Source organism: Stieleria tagensis, assembly GCF_024129865.1.
Taxonomy (GTDB): Bacteria; Planctomycetota; Planctomycetia; order Pirellulales; family Pirellulaceae; genus Stieleria; species Stieleria tagensis.
In genome coordinates, this window is record NZ_JAMYFE010000042.1 from 138,341 (window position 1) to 157,011 (window position 18,671).

13 protein-coding genes are annotated in these 18,671 nt (G+C 56.9%); 6 read left to right on the forward strand and 7 right to left on the reverse strand.

Translation table 11 applies throughout. The features are described 5' to 3' along the window. Complete coding sequence (locus NHH03_RS10085) at positions 1-480, reverse strand: cold shock domain-containing protein (protein ID WP_253155797.1); 480 nt, start codon at positions 478-480, stop codon at positions 1-3. Positions 481-790: 310 nt separating this feature from the next. Here NHH03_RS10085 and NHH03_RS10090 point away from each other — a divergent pair, with 310 nt between their 5' ends. The 4 genes from NHH03_RS10090 (at position 791) to NHH03_RS10105 (ending at position 7,274) form a co-directional block, all read left to right on the forward strand. Continuing rightward, positions 791-1,477 (forward strand): 3-keto-disaccharide hydrolase, encoded by a 687-nt coding sequence (locus NHH03_RS10090; protein WP_253155798.1) that lies wholly within the window; start codon positions 791-793, stop codon positions 1,475-1,477. Positions 1,478-1,517: 40 nt separating this feature from the next. Next, positions 1,518-3,566 (forward strand): rhamnogalacturonan lyase family protein, encoded by a 2,049-nt coding sequence (locus NHH03_RS10095; RefSeq protein WP_253155800.1) that lies wholly within the window; start codon positions 1,518-1,520, stop codon positions 3,564-3,566. A gap of 97 nt (positions 3,567-3,663) precedes the next feature. Continuing rightward, a complete protein-coding gene (locus NHH03_RS10100) occupies positions 3,664-5,853 on the forward strand; it encodes a PSD1 and planctomycete cytochrome C domain-containing protein (RefSeq protein ID WP_253155801.1) in 2,190 nt (729 codons plus the stop codon). Between the two features lie 2 nt (positions 5,854-5,855). Continuing rightward, positions 5,856-7,274, forward strand: a complete 1,419-nt coding sequence (locus NHH03_RS10105; RefSeq protein WP_253155803.1) for a DUF1501 domain-containing protein — start codon at positions 5,856-5,858, stop codon at positions 7,272-7,274. A gap of 74 nt (positions 7,275-7,348) precedes the next feature. On the opposite strand, the gene NHH03_RS10110 is transcribed toward NHH03_RS10105, so the two are convergent. From NHH03_RS10110 to NHH03_RS10130, 5 genes are all read right to left on the reverse strand, one after another. Beyond that, positions 7,349-8,254, reverse strand: a complete 906-nt coding sequence (locus NHH03_RS10110; protein WP_253155804.1) for an alpha/beta hydrolase — start codon at positions 8,252-8,254, stop codon at positions 7,349-7,351. Further along, complete coding sequence (locus NHH03_RS10115; RefSeq protein WP_253155805.1) at positions 8,241-10,595, reverse strand: HEAT repeat domain-containing protein; 2,355 nt, start codon at positions 10,593-10,595, stop codon at positions 8,241-8,243. The genes NHH03_RS10110 and NHH03_RS10115 overlap by 14 nt, the downstream gene beginning before the upstream one ends. Beyond that, complete coding sequence (locus NHH03_RS10120; RefSeq protein ID WP_253155807.1) at positions 10,595-11,950, reverse strand: DUF1552 domain-containing protein; 1,356 nt, start codon at positions 11,948-11,950, stop codon at positions 10,595-10,597. The genes NHH03_RS10115 and NHH03_RS10120 overlap by 1 nt, the downstream gene beginning before the upstream one ends. Then, positions 11,947-13,815, reverse strand: a complete 1,869-nt coding sequence (locus tag NHH03_RS10125; RefSeq protein ID WP_253155808.1) for a DUF1592 domain-containing protein — start codon at positions 13,813-13,815, stop codon at positions 11,947-11,949. The genes NHH03_RS10120 and NHH03_RS10125 overlap by 4 nt, the downstream gene beginning before the upstream one ends. Positions 13,816-14,068: 253 nt before the next feature. Next, positions 14,069-14,452, reverse strand: coding sequence for a hypothetical protein (locus NHH03_RS10130; protein WP_253155809.1), 384 nt, complete (start codon positions 14,450-14,452; stop codon positions 14,069-14,071). A gap of 186 nt (positions 14,453-14,638) precedes the next feature. Here NHH03_RS10130 and NHH03_RS10135 point away from each other — a divergent pair, with 186 nt between their 5' ends. Then, a complete protein-coding gene (locus NHH03_RS10135) occupies positions 14,639-15,604 on the forward strand; it encodes an SPFH domain-containing protein (protein WP_253155811.1) in 966 nt (321 codons plus the stop codon). A 185-nt stretch (positions 15,605-15,789) separates the two neighbouring features. On the opposite strand, the gene NHH03_RS10140 is transcribed toward NHH03_RS10135, so the two are convergent. Next, complete coding sequence (locus tag NHH03_RS10140; protein ID WP_253155813.1) at positions 15,790-16,842, reverse strand: sugar phosphate isomerase/epimerase family protein; 1,053 nt, start codon at positions 16,840-16,842, stop codon at positions 15,790-15,792. A gap of 167 nt (positions 16,843-17,009) precedes the next feature. Between NHH03_RS10140 and NHH03_RS10145 the strand changes: the two genes are divergently transcribed. Next, entirely contained in the window at positions 17,010-18,110 is a 1,101-nt protein-coding gene (locus NHH03_RS10145) for a hypothetical protein (RefSeq protein ID WP_253155815.1), read from the forward strand. Positions 18,111-18,671: the final 561 nt, after the last annotated feature.

Genomic DNA, 18,671 nt, shown 5'->3' on the forward strand with positions numbered 1-18,671 from the left:
TTAGCCACGCCAATCAGGACGTTTCCGCCGTGCTTTGGGGTGGTGCGTGACAATTTTAAACGTGGCATCTCGGCCGGACAATTTGCGACCCATCGGTCGGCGAGTCGGTCGGACCACGGTTGCCCGCAATCGCTGTTCACTTTCCCAAAGCTCGTCGTCGATTTCGAACTCGACGTGTTTGGTGACCAATTCTTCTGGATTCAATTTGGCCGGACGCTGCGGTCGTCGCGCATAGGGGCTGGCATCGGGCTGGGACTCGGGCCGACGCTCCACTTTGGACGACAATGGGCCGGCGGTTGATGCCGCGGCGGTTTGCCAGACGCTGTGATGAAAGAACACGTCGTCCCGGAAATCCTCGGCTTCGATAAAGCCATATTCGCCTTTGGGGTCGACAAAACGAATGGTGCCCAATCGCTTCCGGGTGATACGGAATCGTTTCGGGGCGTCGTCATCGGCTGGCGGAGGCTTTCGTTCGGGCACCGAGGCTGTACGGGATTGGAAGGCTGAAGCGGGAAAGAAGGTGATCTCCAAAGGTAGCCAGGAATCTGCGGTTTCGATAGCCGAAATCCGTAAACCCTACGCTGTCCGCAGCCGCCCCGGTTGCACCACGGCCGTTTCCTGCGTCCCCAGCTGTTGGAGCCGCCATTGCCAACGAATACTCCGCGAATGTCTGGTGATTTTCCGCTAGCACGCATTGAGGTCGATCCGCAAACCCTTTGGTTGGAATTGATCTATAATGCCGCGATCAGTAATCCTGCCTTACCCCCCTGTCCCTCCAAAGTGAAACCAGATGCTTCGCAGAATTTGCCTCGCTACCGTTGTCGGTTTATTGTTTGCCGTTTCCGCCCAGCCAACTGCCCATGCAGAAGACGGTTGGAAGTCGCTGTTTGACGGAAAGTCCCTGGACGGTTGGTCCGTTAAAAGCGGTTTCGCGACCTACGCGATCGAAGACGGGGGCGTGATTGTCGGCAAGACCGCCAAAGGCAGCGGAAACTCGTTCTTGTGTACGGACGAACAATTTGGTGACTTCGAATTGACTTTCGAAACCAAAGTCGACGACGGTTTGAATTCCGGTGTCCAAATTCGGTCGCTTCTGAAAGACGTCGACAAGAAAAATTCATACGGCGGCCGCGTTTACGGACCTCAGGTCGAAATCGAATCCGGGCCCGCGCAAGCCGGATTCATCTACGGCGAAGCCACCGGTCGCGGCTGGTTGTCACCCCAACCCGATTCGAAAGACGAATCGGTGAACCAACACGATCATTTCAAGAACGGCCAGTGGAATCAGTTCCGTATCGTCGCCAAAGGACCCAATATCAAAGTTTGGATCAATGGCGCAATGATTGCGGACCTGACCGACCAAGAAATTTATGAAACGCATCCCAAAGGATTGATCGGATTGCAGGTCCACGGCATCGGCAAACAAGCGGGACCCTTCGAAGTGCGTTGGCGCAATTTGAAGATCAAAACGCTGTAGTCGTTTGATCCGTTGACCGTCCAACCCGCGAGTGCATGTGATGTCCAATCTGTCCATCAAACTGTGTTTCGTATTGATACTCGTGTGGTGGGCGGCCACCGAAATCGGCTGGCCGAAAAACGTGTATGCGGAGGATCATTTGTTGATCCAGGACAGCTTGCGCGATCGGCCGAGTGGACCGCTGATGCCCGTGGTGGGGCCGACGACGGAATACCACTTTCTGTCCGGTGCGGTCGCGCCGGGGGTATGGACGGTTTCAACGTTTACTTCCCGTTCCGCTTCCCAGCGGGCCTGGCGGGTCATTCATGACGACGCCGGCGACGGGCTGATTCAGACCTATCACAATCGTGATCGACACTGGCACCCGCTGGTCTGTGCCGGTGACCAGTTGTGGCAAGATTACTCAATGGCAGTCCAGCTGACTGTTGACCCCAATGCCGGGCGCAGCGGTGTCGCCGTGCGGTTGCTGAATGATCGCAACTATCTGTTTGTCGGACTCGATGACGGTCAAGCCGTGATCATGCGGGTGCAGAACGAAGTCGCGTTTCGTGTTCCTGGCGAAGACGTCTTGGCCGCCAAACCATTCCCGTCACGCCAGGACGAATCAATCTCGATTCGAGTCACCGTCAGCGGCAACAAAATCATTGCCGATGTCGGAGGCCAATCGCTGACCGCCAGCGACACCACGTTCCCCTCGGGCAAAGTCGGTTTGTTGGCTGATGTCCCGGCGACGTTTCGCGACATCATGGTTTCTTGTTCCCAGGACGAATCGGCCCGGATCGAGGCCGCGGCCGGAAAACGCGAATCGCGGCGGCGCGTCGCCGCCCGGGCAATGCCGGCTGCCAAGCTTTGGAAATCGATTGAGACCCGCGATTTTGGTGCCGATCGCAATCTGCGGTTTGCTGACCTGGATGGCGATGGTCAATTGGAAATCGTCATCGCTCAGATCCAGCACCATGGTCCCACCGACAGCAACAGCGAAGTGTCGTGTATCACGGCCATTGATCTGGCGGGAAAGGTCCTGTGGCAGATTGGTTCACAAGATCGGTACCGACATCATTTGACGAACGATGTCGGTTTTCAAGTTCACGATTTTGATGGCGACGGCGCTTGTGAAGTCATCTATTGCAGGGACATGCGAATCGTGATCGCCGATGGTCGCACTGGAGACGAGATTCGTTCGGCGCCGACACCGGAAAATCCCAACACGAAATTTCCCGCCAATCGATTTCCCAACATTCTCGGTGACTCGTTAACGCTTGCTGATTTGCGCGGTCAAGGTCGATCCAATGACCTTTTGATCAAAGATCGCTATGGGCACGTCTGGGCGATGACCGATCAGTTTGAACCGTTGTGGTCGATCGAGTGCAACACCGGGCATTTTCCATTCCCTGTCGACTTGGATGCCGACGGAAAAGACGAGCTAGCGATCGGCTATTCGTTGATTGATTCCGATGGAGCAGTGTTGTGGAGTCGCGACGACACGTTTAATGACCATGCCGATGCCATTGCCGTGGTCGACCTCAATGGTGATGGCAAACGCACGGTGCTGTGGGCCGGCAGCGATGAAGGTCTGATCGTGTTGGACGATCAAGGATTGCCTCGGCGGCACCTACGCGTCGGGCACGCCCAGAATATCACGGTGGCAAATCTGCGAGATGATCTGCCCGGGTTAGAGGTTGCGGTCATGAACTTTTGGAAGAATCAGGGCATTCTACATTTGCTGGACAGCAACACGGACGTCATTGGTGTCTATGAACCGCGTCCCGAACATGGCAGCGCCATCACGCCGGTGAACTGGATCGGCAATGGCGTGGAGCACCTGTTTATCAACCCTTCGCCGGAGCACGGAGGGTTGTACGATGGCAACGGCCAATGCGTTTTGAAATTGCCCGCCGATGGGCATCCGACACTGGCTTACGATTCCATCGATTTGACCGGCGATGCGCGCGACGAGCTGGTGGTTTGGGATTCGTATGAACTGTGGATTTATACCCAAGCCGGACCGCCGCCCGCTGGCGACGTGTTTGTCCCCCGGCGCAACCCACGTGACAACGAATCCAACTACCGCGCCCGCATCTCCCGATAGGCCGGTTGCAATGTTTTTGTTCCAGGTCGGCACAGGAATCGTTTACACTATCAAGTCCCGCCCCGCCGTTCCCGCCTGAATCAAAACGTGCCAGATCGTGTTTCCCTTTCCACTTGGCTGCGCGCTTCGTAACGTCTTGCTGTTTGTTGTCGCATCCAGCTTCACCGTTCCGGTCCTCGCCGAAAACCCGGCGGCGGTCGAGGCGGAATCACTGGATTTTTTCGAGCGAAAGATTCGGCCGGTGCTGGTCCAGCACTGCTATGAGTGTCACTCCGCCGGCGCCGATCTGGTGCAAGGCGGGCTGCGTCTGGACGAGCGAGACGCGATGTTGCGCGGCGGTGACACCGGGGCCGCCGTCCAGCCGGGCCAGCCAGGTGGCAGTCTGTTGTTGGCGGCACTTCGCTATGACGGCGTGCAAATGCCGCCCGACCAACCGTTGCCGAAACATGTTTTGCGTGATTTCGAGACCTGGATCCGCAGCGGCGCTGCAATGCCGAAATCAACGGGTTCACCAGCGATGGTCCAGCCGGCGGCGGACAATCCCATCGACTGGGATCGGGCCCGCGAGTTCTGGGCCTTTCAAAAACCCGCTCTGCATGAACCGAGCGAGATCGACGCCGCGAACAAAATGGCGGCGGACAATTGGTCTGAACGCAAACTGGACCGATTCGTTGTTGCCAGGCTCGCTGAACAGGGCATCGCACCGAATGAACCTGCGGTCAAACAAGTTTGGTTGCGCCGTGTGAGCTTTGATCTGATCGGTTTGCCACCGACATTCGAGCAGGTGGAAGAATTCATCGCTGATGATAGCCCGCTGGCAAAACAACGCGTGGTCGATCGCTTGCTTGCGTCACCGGCAAACGCCGAACGCTGGACTCGGCTATGGCTGGACGTTGCCAGATATGCCGAGGACCAGGCGCATATCGTTGGCAACAACAGCTCCTTGACCTACCCCAATGCCTATCTGTATCGCGATTGGGTGATCGCTGCCTTAGCAGCCGACATGCCCTATGACGAATTTGTGCGATTGCAATTGGCGGCCGATCTGATTCATCCAGACGATCCGTCGTCGCATGTCGCACTGGGCTTCATGGGGCTGGGACCCAAGTACTATCGGCGAAACGATTTGGAGGTCATGGCCGACGAATGGGAGGACCGGATCGATACCGTGACGCGTGGTTTATTGGGATTGACGGTCGCCTGCGCCCGCTGTCACGACCACAAATTTGATCCGATTCCGACAACTGACTACTACGCGCTGGCCGGCGTTTTTGCCAGCACCGAAATGTTTAACCGTCCGCTGGACGATTCGGTGGAAACTAAAGGCGGACAAGCAAAGAATCCTGATCAAGCCATTCACATCATCCGCGAAGGAAAACCACACGACCTGAATGTGATGATCCGTGGCGATGCCAAACGGTTGGGCCCTCAGGTAGAACGGCGTTTCCTAAGTGTGATTGCGGGGTCCGATCCCGAAACCTTTGATGATGGCAGTGGCCGTCGTGAATTGGCCCAGGCGTTGACGGATCGTTCCAATCCGCTGGCAGCACGGGTGATCGTCAATCGCATTTGGGATCAATTGATGGGAGCTCCGCTGGTGGGCACGCCCAGTAATTTCGGAGCCTTGGGATCTCTGCCGACGCATCCGTTGTTATTGGATGATTTGGCGGTTCGATTTATGGCTGCGGATTGGTCGATCAAGTGGCTGCAGCGTGAGATCGTGTTGTCGGCAACCTATGGGCAAAGCAGTCACGTCGATCCGGTTAAATCGGAACTGGATCCCGACAACCAGTGGCGCTGGCGAATGCCACGGCGGCGCTTGAGTGTCGAAGCGTATCGAGATTCGATTCTCGCCGTTTCAGGACAACTTGATGCCGCATTGCAGGGTCGGTCGATCGAGCCGGATGATGTCGCCGCCAACCGTCGCACGGTTTACAGCAAAGTCAGTCGATTAGATTTGAATCCGATGTTGGCGCGGTTCGATTTTCCCGATCCGAATGCCCACAGCCCCGGTCGGCATGAAACCACGACCCCGCTGCAAAAACTATTCCTGCTTAATAGTCCGTTCCTGGTCCACTACAGCAGCAAATTGGCTGGCCAAGTGGTACGGCAGGATGCGACGGATGCCGATCAAATCATGCAGTTGTATCGCCGAACGTATGGCCGCGAGCCGAACGATGACGAACTTCAACTTGCCATCACCTTTGTCAGTGACTGCGGCGACGAGGGCTGGAAACAGTTGGCCCAAGCGTTGTTGGTCAGCAACGAAATGTTTTTGGTGGATTAGCGATGAATACCCCGCTTTCTCGACGCAGTCTGTTACGCCGTAGCGGTGCCGGTTTTGGCGCCGTGGGGTTGTTGTCCGCACTGGCATCTAATCGTGCCTTTGCCGCCGATTCAGCCACCGGCGAATCGGTCTCGGGCGGCTTGCATCACCCGCCGCGCGCCAAACGTGTGATTTTCTTGTTCATGAACGGTGCCCCCTCGCACGTGGACACGTTTGATCCAAAGCCGATGCTAGCCAAGCACGAGGGAGACACACCGACGGGCGACGAAATCGCAAACAAAAATCGTTCCTCGGGATACATGCCGTCACCGTTTCCATTTCGAGCGCACGGTGAAAGCGGTGTCGTGATGAGTGACCTGTTTCCCAATCTTTCACGTCATGCGGACGATCTGTGCGTGGTGCGATCGATGCACACCGATGTACCCAATCACGAACCCGGTTTGTTGTTGATGCAATCGGGCAACCAGCAACCCACACGGCCGTGTATGGGATCGTGGTTGTCGTATGGCTTGGGCAGCGAAAATGCCAACCTGCCCTCGTTCGTTGCGCTGTCACCGGGATTGCCCGTGGTCGGCCCCCAATTGTGGTCCAACGCGTTTCTGCCGGGGCAACATCAAGGCGTTGAAATCAATACCAATCATTTCGATGTCGACAAACTGATTCGCAACATCCGGCACCCCCATTTGTCACGTGCCGACCAACGTGACCAATTGAATTTGATTCAACGGTTCAATGAGATTCACCGTGGCCAACGACCGGGCGAAGCCGTCTTGGAAACTCACATTCGGTCGATGGAGTTGGCGTTCGAGATGCAACGCGAGGCGTCCGAGGCCTTTGATCTCAATCGCGAAACCACTCTGACGCGCGAAGCATACGGGGATTCTGAATTTGGCCGAAGTTGTCTTCTGGGTCGCCGCTTGCTCGAACGCGGTGTCCGTGTGGTTCAAGTTTTCTATGTCAATAAGAAGAACAAGCAACCCTGGGACACTCACAAGAACAACAACTCAGGTCATGAAACGCTGTGCGCCGATGCCGATCGTGTCACCGCCGCACTCCTGGATGATCTTAAAAGCCGTGGCATGCTGGAGGACACGCTGGTGATTTGGGGTGGCGAGTTCGGCCGCACACCCTACGCCCAAATTGACAAAAGCACAGACTTGAAACATGCCGGCAGGGATCATCATCACACCGGTTTTTCGATGTGGTTGGCCGGCGGCGGTGTGCGTGGTGGTTTGACCCATGGTGCAACCGATGATTTTGGAATGCATGCGATTGAGAAACGTGTGCATGTGCATGATTTACACGCCACGGTGTTGCATCTGATGGGGATCGACCACACGCGGTTGACCTATCGCTATTCCGGTCGTGATTTCCGGCTGACCGATGTCCATGGCCGCGTCGTCGACGACTGGTTCGCCTAGAGGCCAGTAGGCCAGGTGAAACCTGGCGTGTTTCGGTTCATTGGTTGCCCAGCGGTTGCCAGGTTGCACCTGGCCTACTGTTGCAGGAATTTGCTGTCGACTAACCATTCACGCAATCGCAGCGGCCAATCACCGGCGGCGCTTGTGGTGCCCGGGCGATAGCCAAATCCGTGTCCGGCGTTGGAATAGATGTGCAGCTCGCAAGGCACTTCGGCTTGCTTGTATTTGAGATAGAGCTGGGCCATGCCTAACGAGATGTCCGGTCGATCTTGGGCACCCAAGGCGATGAAGGCAGGGGGCATTCCTTTTTCGACTCGAAAACGATCGGAACTACCGGGATAGATCAGGACTTGGAAATCGGGGCGGCTACTGGCGCGATCGATCGGATCGGCGGCATCGGCTAGGCCATTGTCGGAATCCATTGCCGCCAACGCGGCCAGTTCGCCTCCGGCGGAAAACCCGAGTATCCCGATTCGCTGCGGATTGATTCCCCACTGCTCCGATCGGTTCCGAACCATGCGGATAGCGCGCCGCGTGTCGGCCATGGCGTGATCGTCGACGGTGTAGGAAGAGTCTTTTTCACGAGCCAATCGGTAACGCAGCACAAACGCGGCGATCCCGTGATCGGCAAACCACTGGGCCAGCGCGTCGCCTTCATGGCCCAGGCACAGCACGCGGTGACCGCCACCGGGCGCGATGATGATCGCCGTGCCGGTCGCGTCGTCTGTTGCGGGAAAGTACGGTGTGATCGATGGGTCATGCACGTTGGTGACGTTACATTTTCCCGGCGCACGGTCAACGTTTTCAGCTTCGTCCTTGCGGTCCTCTGATCCAGGGGCACCGGTATCCCACAGCGAGATCGGTTGGGGGACGTCCGGGGTTGCTGTGTCATCTTGGGCGGCGAGCGTGCTGGTGAACAACACAGCGCTGGAAATCGCCAACGTCAAAACGGATTGCCGGACTGCATCAACCATCTTCATCTTGTTTTTCCTGGGAATCGCTTTCGGGGTCTTTGGCTTCAATTTGATCGATTGTCTTTTGAAAGGATTCTCTAAACCGCTTGCTTTCGGTTTCATCGCGCAGACGTTTCAGGGTTGGCAGGGCCGCTTTCGCATCCGGGCCGACTTTGCCCAATAGAAACATGGCATAAAAACGCAAACGGCGATCGTCCGATTCCAGGCCTGCCAGCAGGACGGGAACCGCTTCGGGACCGGCATCATCGATCGCACGCAGCGCCCCTCGCGCCGCGTCTTGGTCCTGTTCGTTTTCCAGCATCGCGAACAAGATCGGTACGGCGGCCTTGGCGTCGGATCCCATTTCCCCCAGTTCGATCGCGGCATCACGGCGAACGGTCCACTCGGAATCGCCCAGTGACTGAATCAGCAATCCGGCGGTGCGTGCTTTGTCGGTTTCGATTTTCGCGATCGCTTTGACCGCAGCGGAGCGCAGGTCGGAGCGGTCATGATTCAACAGCGCAGCGATCTGATCCACGCCAGATTTGGCTGCCGGGCCGATTTCAGTCAACGCAGTGAGCGCCGCCAGTTGCACCCATTCATTTGCATCGGCAACTCTGTCTGACAAAGCCTGGATCGTCTCTGGCGAATCCGTTCCGATCTTCCCCAATGCTTCCGCGGCAGTGGCTCGCAAGCTCGGATCATTGTCGCGCAACATGGCGGTCAGCGCGGCGCTGGATTCGCGGGCGTCGGCTGCAAAACCACCCAGCGCCTGCGCGGCAACACGACGAACCTGCGGATCGGAATCAGCGAGCGCTCCCGTGATTTGACCGATTGCGCTTTTCGCGTCATCTTCCAAAATGGCCAGACCGTTGATCGCTTGACTGCGGACGCTGGCATCGGAATCACTTAATGCATTTAGCAAAATCGGTTTGGAGTTTTCAGGGGTGTCCAATTTGGCGACGGCTAAGATCACAGCAGCCCGCACATTGGCTTGCGGATCGTTGGCAAGTTGCCCCAGCTTGGCAATCCATTCCGAATCCAGTGTCGGGTAACGCCCGAGTGCAATCGCTGCCGCCGCTCGTAGGTCGTTCGACTCGTGGTCCAGTGATTGGGCCAAGGGCTCCAGGGCTGCCGGCGGAATCGGTTTCATTTCTGCCAAGGCGCGTGCGGCGCTGGTGCGGGCTTCAATCGATTCGTCGTTTAAAGCATCGATCAACGGCGTGATGGCGGCGGGACCGATCCCTGCAAGCGCCTCGGCCAATCGGCTGGCGACCGGTCCAGCGTCGGATGACGCACGCAGTAGCGCCGGCACCGCGCTGCTGCCGATCCGGCTGAGCGCGCGAGCGATTTCAGGCCCCTGGTCGGTCGGTTGCATCAAGGCAGTGATCAAGGCGTCCGTGGCGCCACTGGCATTCGCTCCCATGGTCCCCAGTGCAAATGCCGCCGCGCGTGATTTGTCAGCGTCCTGGTCTAGCAACGCGATCAAGGCCGGAACAACCAACTGGGAATCCGGCCCGAGTTTACGAATCGCCAGGACGGCGGCGCTGCGGACGGATGACTCGTCGTCGGTGACGGCGGCTGCGATCAACTCGATTAGCTGGGGGCGTGGCAAATTGGTCGGTACCAATGCAATTAGCGCTGCGCCGCGAACGCCGGAATCGGTATCTGCTGTCAATTCGATTAAACGATCACGCACGGAATCCGGCACTGCGGGCGACGTTGCCAAGCCACTTGCCGCGATTGCACGCACCTGTTCGTCGTCACTGTGCAGCGCTGTGCTCAGCACGTCGGTTGCGTCCACACCAAAACCGGCCAACGCCTTGATGGATTGGCGGCGGACATCAGGATCCGAGTCTTCCAACGCAGTCGCCAGCACCGGGGTCAATTCAGAACTGTGGTCTGTCATCCAGCCCAACGCATCCGCGGCGGCACTGCGGCGTTGGCTCGATTCGTCGCTCAGTGCGGCGGTCAACGCCTCAATCGACGGCTGGCCGATTTGCGCCAACACCCATGCGGCACGGTAGCGTCGTTGTTGATCTCGGTTGCCCAAGTTTTCGATCAATGGATCAATCGCCGCCGATGCGTCGGAACCGATCCTGGCAATCGTCATCGCCGATTGCATCCAGACCTGGCCGTCTTGATCATCTAGCCCCAAGATCAAGGCGTCGATCGCCGGCAGCGCATCGTGTCCGAGTTTGACCAGTTCATAGGCCGCATCGCGTCGCGTTTGCAGTTCAACACTTTTTAAATCGTTTGCCAATGATTCGACACGATCGCCAGGCTGGTCGGCGCACGCGAACGAGCCAAGTGCCAGCACCCAGATCACGGCCAGTCGCTGCATGGCCATCCATCGCTGTATCGCCATCAAACCTGCAACTCCGAGAGCCGTCCGGTGCTGTCGCCGACAAAATCGACCGGCGTGCCGAAGCGTTCCAGCATGGATAGGAACAGGTTGCACATGGGGGTTTCGGATTTGACCCGAACATGCCTTCCGGCATCAATCATTCCGCCGGCGTGTCCGGCCAAAACCACCGGCAGGTTTTCATTATTATGCCGATCGCCATCACTAATCGCACTGCCGTAACAAATCATCGAATTGTCCAACAGATTGCCATCGCCCTCTTTCGTCGCTTTCAGTTTTTGGATGAAGTAGGCGAGCTGGGCGACATGGAATCGGTTGATTTCCCGAATCTTGGCATGTTTTTCTGCGCTGCCACGGTGGTGCGACAGATCATGGTGGCCGTCGGCAACATTGATGTGTCGGTAGCTGCGGTTGCTGCCGGCATCGGCCAGCATGCAGGTCGCAATTCGTGTCCGATCGGTTTGGAATGCGAGCACCATCATGTCACACATCAGACGAATATGTTCGCCGTAATCTTCTGGGGTGCCTTTGGGTAGTGGGTAATCCACATCGATCGAAATCTGTGGTCCATCGTCGGTACGTTCGATCCGTCGTTCGACTTCGCGGACACCATTTAAGAATTCGCCCAACTTGTGGCGGTCCTGGCTGCCGAGTTTGGATTGCAAGGCGCGGGCGTCATCGGAAATGAAATCCAAAATGCTTTTCTTTAACTCTTCGCGTCGAGCTGCGTTTTGGTCTCGCCCTCGTTGCGGCGAGTCACCGAAGAGACGTTCGAACACCAATCGTGGGTTGGTTTCTTTGCCGACCGGCATCGTTTCCGATGCCCAAGAAACGTTGGACGAATAGGCACAGCTATATCCGCTGTCACAGTTGCCCGCGCTGCGTCCGGGTTCGCAGCCAAGTTCCAGCGAGGCGAACCGAGTGGCATGGCCGGCAATCTGGGCGGCGACTTGATCCACCGAAACGCCGGAACGGATGTCCGACCCGTCGGTCTTGCGCGGCTGGGCTCCGGTTAAAAACACCGATGCGCTGCGCGCATGGTCACCGGCTCCATCGCCGTTGGCACGTCCCTTGTCGTGTGTCAGTCCGCTGATCACTGTCACATCCTGTTGAACGCCGGACAGCGGCGACAGGATGTGCGGCAGGTCGTATCCATAACCCAGACGCTGCGGGGTCCAGTCGGGCAGGTGAACGCCATTGGGGACAAACAGGAACGCCATCCGCTGGGGCGCCGCGGCAGCCAGATCTGCCGCCACGGTGGTTTTGGGCAGCAAGGAATCGAGCGCAGGCAATGCCAGTGAAACGCCCAGCCCGCGCAATACCGTGCGGCGGGTCAATCGACTTTGGTGAATGCTCATTCTTCCCTCTTTGCTTCCCGCAGTGTGAACGGATCACTGGTGACGATTGCTGTGACCAGTGAGGAGAATCGATAGTTGTTGTCTTTCATAACCTGCGCCGCATCATTGACGCTGCAGCGATCGTAGGAATCCAGTCCACGGCCGAGTGCGTAGGTCAGCATTTTGCCAGCCAAGCATTTGCAAAACTGTTGTTTCTTTTCATCGGTCAGTATTTGCATCAGCTCCGCGGCGCCGTCAAAGGATCGCCCACCGGGTAATTCGCCCGAGGCATCGATTTCGAATTTGCCGTCGTTGTCGCGCCAAGCTCCGATCGCATCAAAATTTTCGAGTCCAAAACCGAGCGCATCCATCGTCCGGTGACAGACCGCGCAGGACTCATTGGCGCGGTGCTGTTCCATCTGCTCACGCAGTGATCCCAGCGTTTCCGTGCCCTCTTCCAGTTCCGGGACATTGGCCGGCGGTGGCGGCGGCGGCTCGGCCAACATGTTGTCCAGGATCCATTTGCCTCGTTTGACCGGCGAGGTGCGGGTCGGATTGGACGTCAACATCAGAATGCTGGCATGGGTCAGCACGCCGCGTCGTCCCTGGGCCAACGGGACCCGCTGGAATTGGTCGCCGGTCACATCCGAAATACCATAATGCCGCGCCAGTCGTTCGTTGACATAAGTGTAATCAGCGCTCAAAAACTCCAGCACGCTGCGGTCTTCGAGGATCATTGCGGCAAAGAACAGTTCTGTCTCGCGGCGCATCGCTTGGCGCAATTTCCCATCAAATTCGGGGAACTTGTTGGGGTCCGGCATCAGACGCGAAACATCGCGCAATTGCAGCCATTGGCCGGCAAAATTATCGACCAAGGCCGCCGACTTTGGATCGGCCAACATGCGGATGGCTTCCGATTTCAAAACCTCGTGATCGGTCAGTTCGCCCGAGGCGGCCCGTTCGAACAGCCGCTCATCCGGCATGCTGCTCCACAAGAAATAAGACAGTCGAGATGCCAGTTCGTATCCATTGAGTGATCGAATCCCATTGGTATCGGGCTCATCGACGTCCGCGTCCGTTTCGACTCGGAAGATGAAATGGGGGTTGGACAGGATCGCTGCGATCACGGTTTGGAAAATGTCCGCTTCACTGGCATCCTGTTGCCAGGCAAATCGCATGATCTCGAACAAGCGGGCTTTCTCGTCCTCACGCAATGGCCGGCGAAAGGCCCGCGCCGCAAACTCGCTGACATTCCGCCGTGCGGTCTCAATGCGATCCTCATCTGATTCCGCTTGGTGTGGGAACACCCGCTTGCGAGCCTGTTCGTCGTCATAGACTCGCTGGGCAATGACCATCGCCGCATCCAAGTATTTTTCCATCAGGATCGGCGGGATCGACAACACGTCGCCGATATTGTCAAAACCGTTGCCCACGTCGTCCGATGGAAAGTCGTCGGCCAAGTGCAGGTCCAGTCCAACCAGATCGCGAATCGTGTTGTTGTATTCGGCTTTGTTCAATCGTTGGATCGTCAACCGGCCGGGATGCTTCTCGGCACTACAATCGAATGTCGCCAGTTCCGTTTCGATCGCCGCCGTGACTTCAATGACCGCATCGGAACTCGGTTGCGGCTCCTCGGCTGGCGGCATTTGATGGGCGCCAATCAAACGAATGATCTTTTCCCACAATTCATAATCGGTTTGAACATTTCCCGACTGTTCGTATCGATCCAACGCGATGCCGCCTTCCGCGTCGTCGCTGCCATGGCAGCCCACACAATGCGTTTCGAGAAAGGGAACGACGATGTCGGCGAATGAATTCGAAGCCTGGGGAATGGGGGCCTCGCTACTGTCCGCTCGGGCGGAATCAATGGCCAACAAACTTGCCATCAGGATCAGCGCCATTCGGCAGGCAAAAATTGCGGCGCTCGGTCGGGAACCAGTGACAAATTTCGAGCCGTTAACAAGCCGGTGACTTGTTTGGAGATGCGTCATCAATCGACCATTGCGAAATTGCATCGGCGGGACAGTTGTCGGCCCGGGAGGACCGCAAACCGATTGGTAGGAATTGTTGGCGGGTAACCTTTCTATTGTAGCCGCCAGCGGCGGCGTTCAGCCATCACACTCTGCCATTTGCAGCGTGTTAAACCGTAATATTTCGATCGTTGTCTTTCTTTGGTTTAATCAAGCAATGAAACCCGATACAAGGTTCCTCGGGTTCACGCTCCGATTCCGCGGCGGCCAGAATCTCCTGCACTTGCTTCATCCGTTCCGGGTCCAACGCCGCACTGATGACGCGTTGCTGGCCGTCGGCGCCCAATGCCACCGTGGTCAACACCGCCACGGTGTCATCGTGCTGTAAGGCTTCAATCACATGTAACCCGACTTGTTCCGCAGGATTCCGGATTGTTGTCACGAATTGGGCAATTTCCGCTTTTTGCTGGTCCGATGGCGTGACTTCGCCGGGTTGTGTGCCGGCCGGGACGGCTGTGGGGGCATTTTTGGGTTTGTCTTCAGATTGACTCATTCAGCAATTCCAGGTGGTCGGTGGTTTAAACGGGGATGCCGAGTATGGGCTGGTTGCCGCCTGCCGTGCAAACCCAAAGCCATCTTCTGCTTTTTTGCGCCTCTTGCGACACAAATTCAGGACTGTTTTCAATGGGGGCAAGTTCGATCTGTTTTGAAACCACCCCATCCCACACCGAGAACGGCCATGTCTACGAATCTGCACTCTGAAACACCACATCACGCTGAAAAACACCTGCAGCCGATCTCTGGCTGGGGGCCACTGATGATGTGCGTGCTGGGCTTGCTGGGAGGCCCCGCTCTGTTTGTCGCTGCCACACCGCTTGGGTTCGATAACGGCTGGTTGGTGCCGGTTGCCATCATCGTCTTTCTGTGTGCGCTGGTGGGAATGTTCGGCATGATCGCCGTGGCACCCAACAGTTCCCGTGTGATGTTGCTGTTCGGCGATTACCGTGGCACCGTCAAACAATCGGGATTCTTTTGGGTCAATCCGTTTTACTCAAAGAGGAAAGTCAGCTTGCGAGTGCGTAACTTTGAAACCGGATCCGCTACCACGCCGGAAACAAAGAACCAGCAGGGAGTGATCACCCAGCACAAGTCTCGTTCGGCTGGCAAGCCCTCGAAAGTCAATGATCGCGACGGCAACCCGATCGAAATTTCAGCCGTGGTGGTTTGGAAGGTTGTCGATACCGCCGAGGCGTTGTTCGAGGTTGATGACTACGAAAATTTTGTCGAGGTGCAGAGTGAAGCGGCATTACGTGGTTTGGCGACTCGTTATCCCTACGATAGCCGCGACGATGAAGAATCATTGCGTGGCAGCACCGATGAAATCTGTAACCGTCTTTGCGACGACATCCAAGATCGTTTGGAAAAGGCCGGAATCAAGATCCTGGAGGCCCGCATCAGCCACCTTGCCTATGCACCGGAAATCGCAGCGGCAATGCTGCAACGGCAACAAGCCGGCGCCGTCGTCGCCGCTCGTACCCGGATCGTCGATGGCGCCGTCGGCATGGTGGACATGGCACTGGCTCATCTCAAACGCGACAACATCGTTGAACTCAACGACCAACAACGGGCGACATTGGTGTCGAACTTGCTGGTCGTGCTGTGCAGCGACCGTCACACCCAACCCGTCGTGCAAGCCGGCGCCTAACCGGTCGCAATTTCATCGCAAGCGCGATGCGTGAGTTTTCCGGCCAGCGCTTTCGCGATTCACTCGCCCGCCTCGCGGGAGAGTGACGAGATCGAAGTCGCGATTTGCCGATCCATTTGAGTTGAAACGGCAGTTTAACGCTGGCTTCAAAACGCGCGAGCGAGGGATCTGCTCGCGTTGACCCACTACATGCGACCGAGAATCCGATCCAACGAATCGGATGTTTGGTACACCAACGCTTCGGGATAGTGCGGGTAGGGATGGAAATACTCGAATGTCACAAAGCCTTGGTAGTTGATCAATTCCAGTTGGTTCATCACCTCCGGCCAGTTCGTCGTACCGTCCAACAGCGGGCGAAACGTTTCCAGTGAGTAATCGGTGCCCTTCTTGGTGTATTCCTTGAAGTGCACATTCTTAGTCCGCTCGCCCAAGATCGGCACCCAGTGCTCGGCGAACTGGAACATCGAAATGTTTCCGGTGTCAAAATGCACTTGCACGTTTTCGCTGCCGAAGCTGTCGACAAAATCATTCATCTCCATCGGGGTCATCAAGAACCCGTTGAAGAAAATGTTCTCCATGTTCAGCGAGACGCCCTTCTTTTCGGCACCTTTGACCAATTGCCCGACGGCTTCGCGAGCCAGTTTCTCACAGGTGTCATTGGGAACCGGCTGGTGATCGTCTCGCCAGGGAATGTAGACCGCTCCGGGGACAACCAGCAGGTTCTCAACCCGCATCGTCGCCGCCGCGTCAGCCATCAGTCCCGCCAGTTCGATTCCTCGGTTTCGTTTGGCCGCATCCAAGCTTGACAGCGGATACGGCCAAAACAGGAACGAGCACAGGCCGCTGATTTCAATCCCGATCTCATCGGCCAGCTGCCGAATGGCGACTAACTCTTTTTGAGACGCCGCTGGCGACAGATCGTTTTCCAAATCGTAATTCAATTCGATCCCATCAAAGCCGGCGTCTTTCGCCAATTGCATACATTCCCGCAGCGACATCCGCTCGGGATAGGGAAATGCCCACAGGTTGATTGACTTTTTGGCTGAATAGCGTTTCGGCGATGCCTTGCGGTCATCCTTCTTTTGCTGTGGCGGCGGTGATTGCGCCGCCGCCTGACCAGCGTTGGATGCCGCGGCAGCCGCTCCGCTGATGGCCAATCCAGTCAGCAGGGCATCGCGACGGCTGACGGCGCGATTTTGTGCCAGCGGAACGCAGTTCTGAACGTCTGTATCTGTCATCGAGGTTGAATTCCGAATCGGGTGGGCAGCTGTAGGGCTGGCGGGTAGGCGTTTCAGATTGGGCGACGAAATACAATCTTCTTGACCACAGAGACTGGTTGATTGCGTTATCGTGATGACTTCCCAGTTTCGAATTCCTACCCACCATCTGTCACAAGGATTCTACCATGTCTGCCGTGTCGAGATTCTTTCATGCGTTGTCGGTCAGTTGCGTTGCGGGCCTGCTGGCAGCGTCGACATTGATCGCCGGCCCATCCGGATTGACCCCGGGGCCGGTCGAGCTTCAGTCGGTCGGCCCGATGGCCTTTGCCAGTTCCGGAGTCCTGCTGGTTGCGGACCCGAAAGCGGCGACCATCTACGCATTGGCCACCGAGGACTCTGGCAGCGCGCAAGACGCCGCGCCACAAATTGATAACCTGCCCGCTGCCATTCAATCCTCGTTGAACTTGGACGGCAAAGTGGAACTTGGGGAGTTGGCCGTCAATCCGGATTCTGGTAATTCCTATCTGACGATCAAGGTCGGTGATCAAGTTCAATTGGTCAGAATCAGCGGCGCCGGTGAAATCAGCCAAGTCAACTTGGACAAAGTGATGCACGCCAAAAAGGTGCTTCCCAATCCGCCGGAAGACAAAGAAGTCAGTCGTCGGGGTCGGACCCGAAATGCACGCAATGAATCGATCACCGATTTGGCGTTTTTCGATGGCAAGGTTTTGGTTTCAGGATTGGCCGCCGGTGATGCACCCTCTCGCGTGATCGAAATGCCGTTCCCGTTTGCCGAAAACAGTGTGATGACCAGCGTGGAAATTTTTCACGCCGCACACGGTCGCGTCGAAGATGCAACGATCCAAACGTTCTTGCCAATGAACGTCGATGGTCAACCGAGTCTGCTGGCCGGTTTCACTTGCACACCCCTGGTGCGTTTCCCTGTCAACGCACTCGACGGATCAGAAAAAGTACGTGGCACGACTGTCGCCGAACTGGGCAATCGCAACACCCCATTGGACATGCTGGTGTATGAGAAAGATGGCAAGACATCGATTTTGATGAGCAACAACAATCGTGGTGTGATGAAGATCAGTACGGACGACATCGGCGAGCGAGAAAGTTTGACGGAGAAAGTCGACAACGGTGGTACCGCCGGTCAGGCGTTTGAAACCGTGGTTGCACTCGAAGGTGTTCAGCAGATGGACAAACTGAACGATAGCCACGCGGTCGCCATCATCGATCAAAATGGCACGTTCTCACTACGCACCATCGAACTGCCCTAGTCCGGATGATTTGTCCATTGGCATCGATGGACGCACATGCATCGTTGGGAAAGTGTTGCGTGAACCTGTCAGAATACATTCTGGGTCGATCAACCGGTACGCGCAAGCGTCCGGTTCCTCGGGCTTTGCAATGCGAGCAGCAGGGAACCGTGAGCTAATGCTCAGCCGCTGATCAATCAACCGCGTCTAGCATCCATCCAGCGATCGTTTTTTCTCGCGAAAGCCGCCGCGGTGCGCTTTCGCGTGAGCGCATTGGTTTTTGGCAACCCGACGCGTCAGTTTTGAAGCCAGCTCATTCGCGATTCACTCGCCCGCCCCGAAGGTCGTCCAGCTTCGCGTGCCACCCATTGGGAGAGTCGCATGCACTCAATCTCATCTTTACGCCAACGGCGTTCAATGGCTTAGCCCGGGGTCACTGCCGAACCTGCTGGAGGCAGGTTCGGCAGGAACCCCGGGTGAACATGCCGCCGAATCCCGCCGGGCAGCGCGTGTTCCCGGTGCTCGCAACCTAGGAACGCATTCATTTTTGTATCTCTTGACCTGACGACCGCCGTTTTGGTA

Bases quoted from the DNA above. Each gene is read 5' to 3' on its own strand.
- NHH03_RS10125 (WP_253155808.1), bottom strand. From the start codon at position 13,815: ATGGCAAGTTTGTTGGCCATTGATTCCGCCCGAGCGGACAGTAGCGAG.
- NHH03_RS10130 (WP_253155809.1), bottom strand. From the start codon at position 14,452: ATGAGTCAATCTGAAGACAAACCCAAAAATGCCCCCACAGCCGTCCCG.
- NHH03_RS10110 (WP_253155804.1), bottom strand. From the start codon at position 8,254: ATGAAGATGGTTGATGCAGTCCGGCAATCCGTTTTGACGTTGGCGATT.
- NHH03_RS10115 (WP_253155805.1), bottom strand. From the start codon at position 10,595: ATGGCGATACAGCGATGGATGGCCATGCAGCGACTGGCCGTGATCTGG.
- NHH03_RS10105 (WP_253155803.1), top strand. From the start codon at position 5,856: ATGAATACCCCGCTTTCTCGACGCAGTCTGTTACGCCGTAGCGGTGCC.
- NHH03_RS10090 (WP_253155798.1), top strand. From the start codon at position 791: ATGCTTCGCAGAATTTGCCTCGCTACCGTTGTCGGTTTATTGTTTGCC.
- NHH03_RS10135 (WP_253155811.1), top strand. From the start codon at position 14,639: ATGTCTACGAATCTGCACTCTGAAACACCACATCACGCTGAAAAACAC.
- NHH03_RS10120 (WP_253155807.1), bottom strand. From the start codon at position 11,950: ATGAGCATTCACCAAAGTCGATTGACCCGCCGCACGGTATTGCGCGGG.
- NHH03_RS10145 (WP_253155815.1), top strand. From the start codon at position 17,010: ATGTCTGCCGTGTCGAGATTCTTTCATGCGTTGTCGGTCAGTTGCGTT.
- NHH03_RS10095 (WP_253155800.1), top strand. From the start codon at position 1,518: ATGTCCAATCTGTCCATCAAACTGTGTTTCGTATTGATACTCGTGTGG.
- NHH03_RS10140 (WP_253155813.1), bottom strand. From the start codon at position 16,842: ATGACAGATACAGACGTTCAGAACTGCGTTCCGCTGGCACAAAATCGC.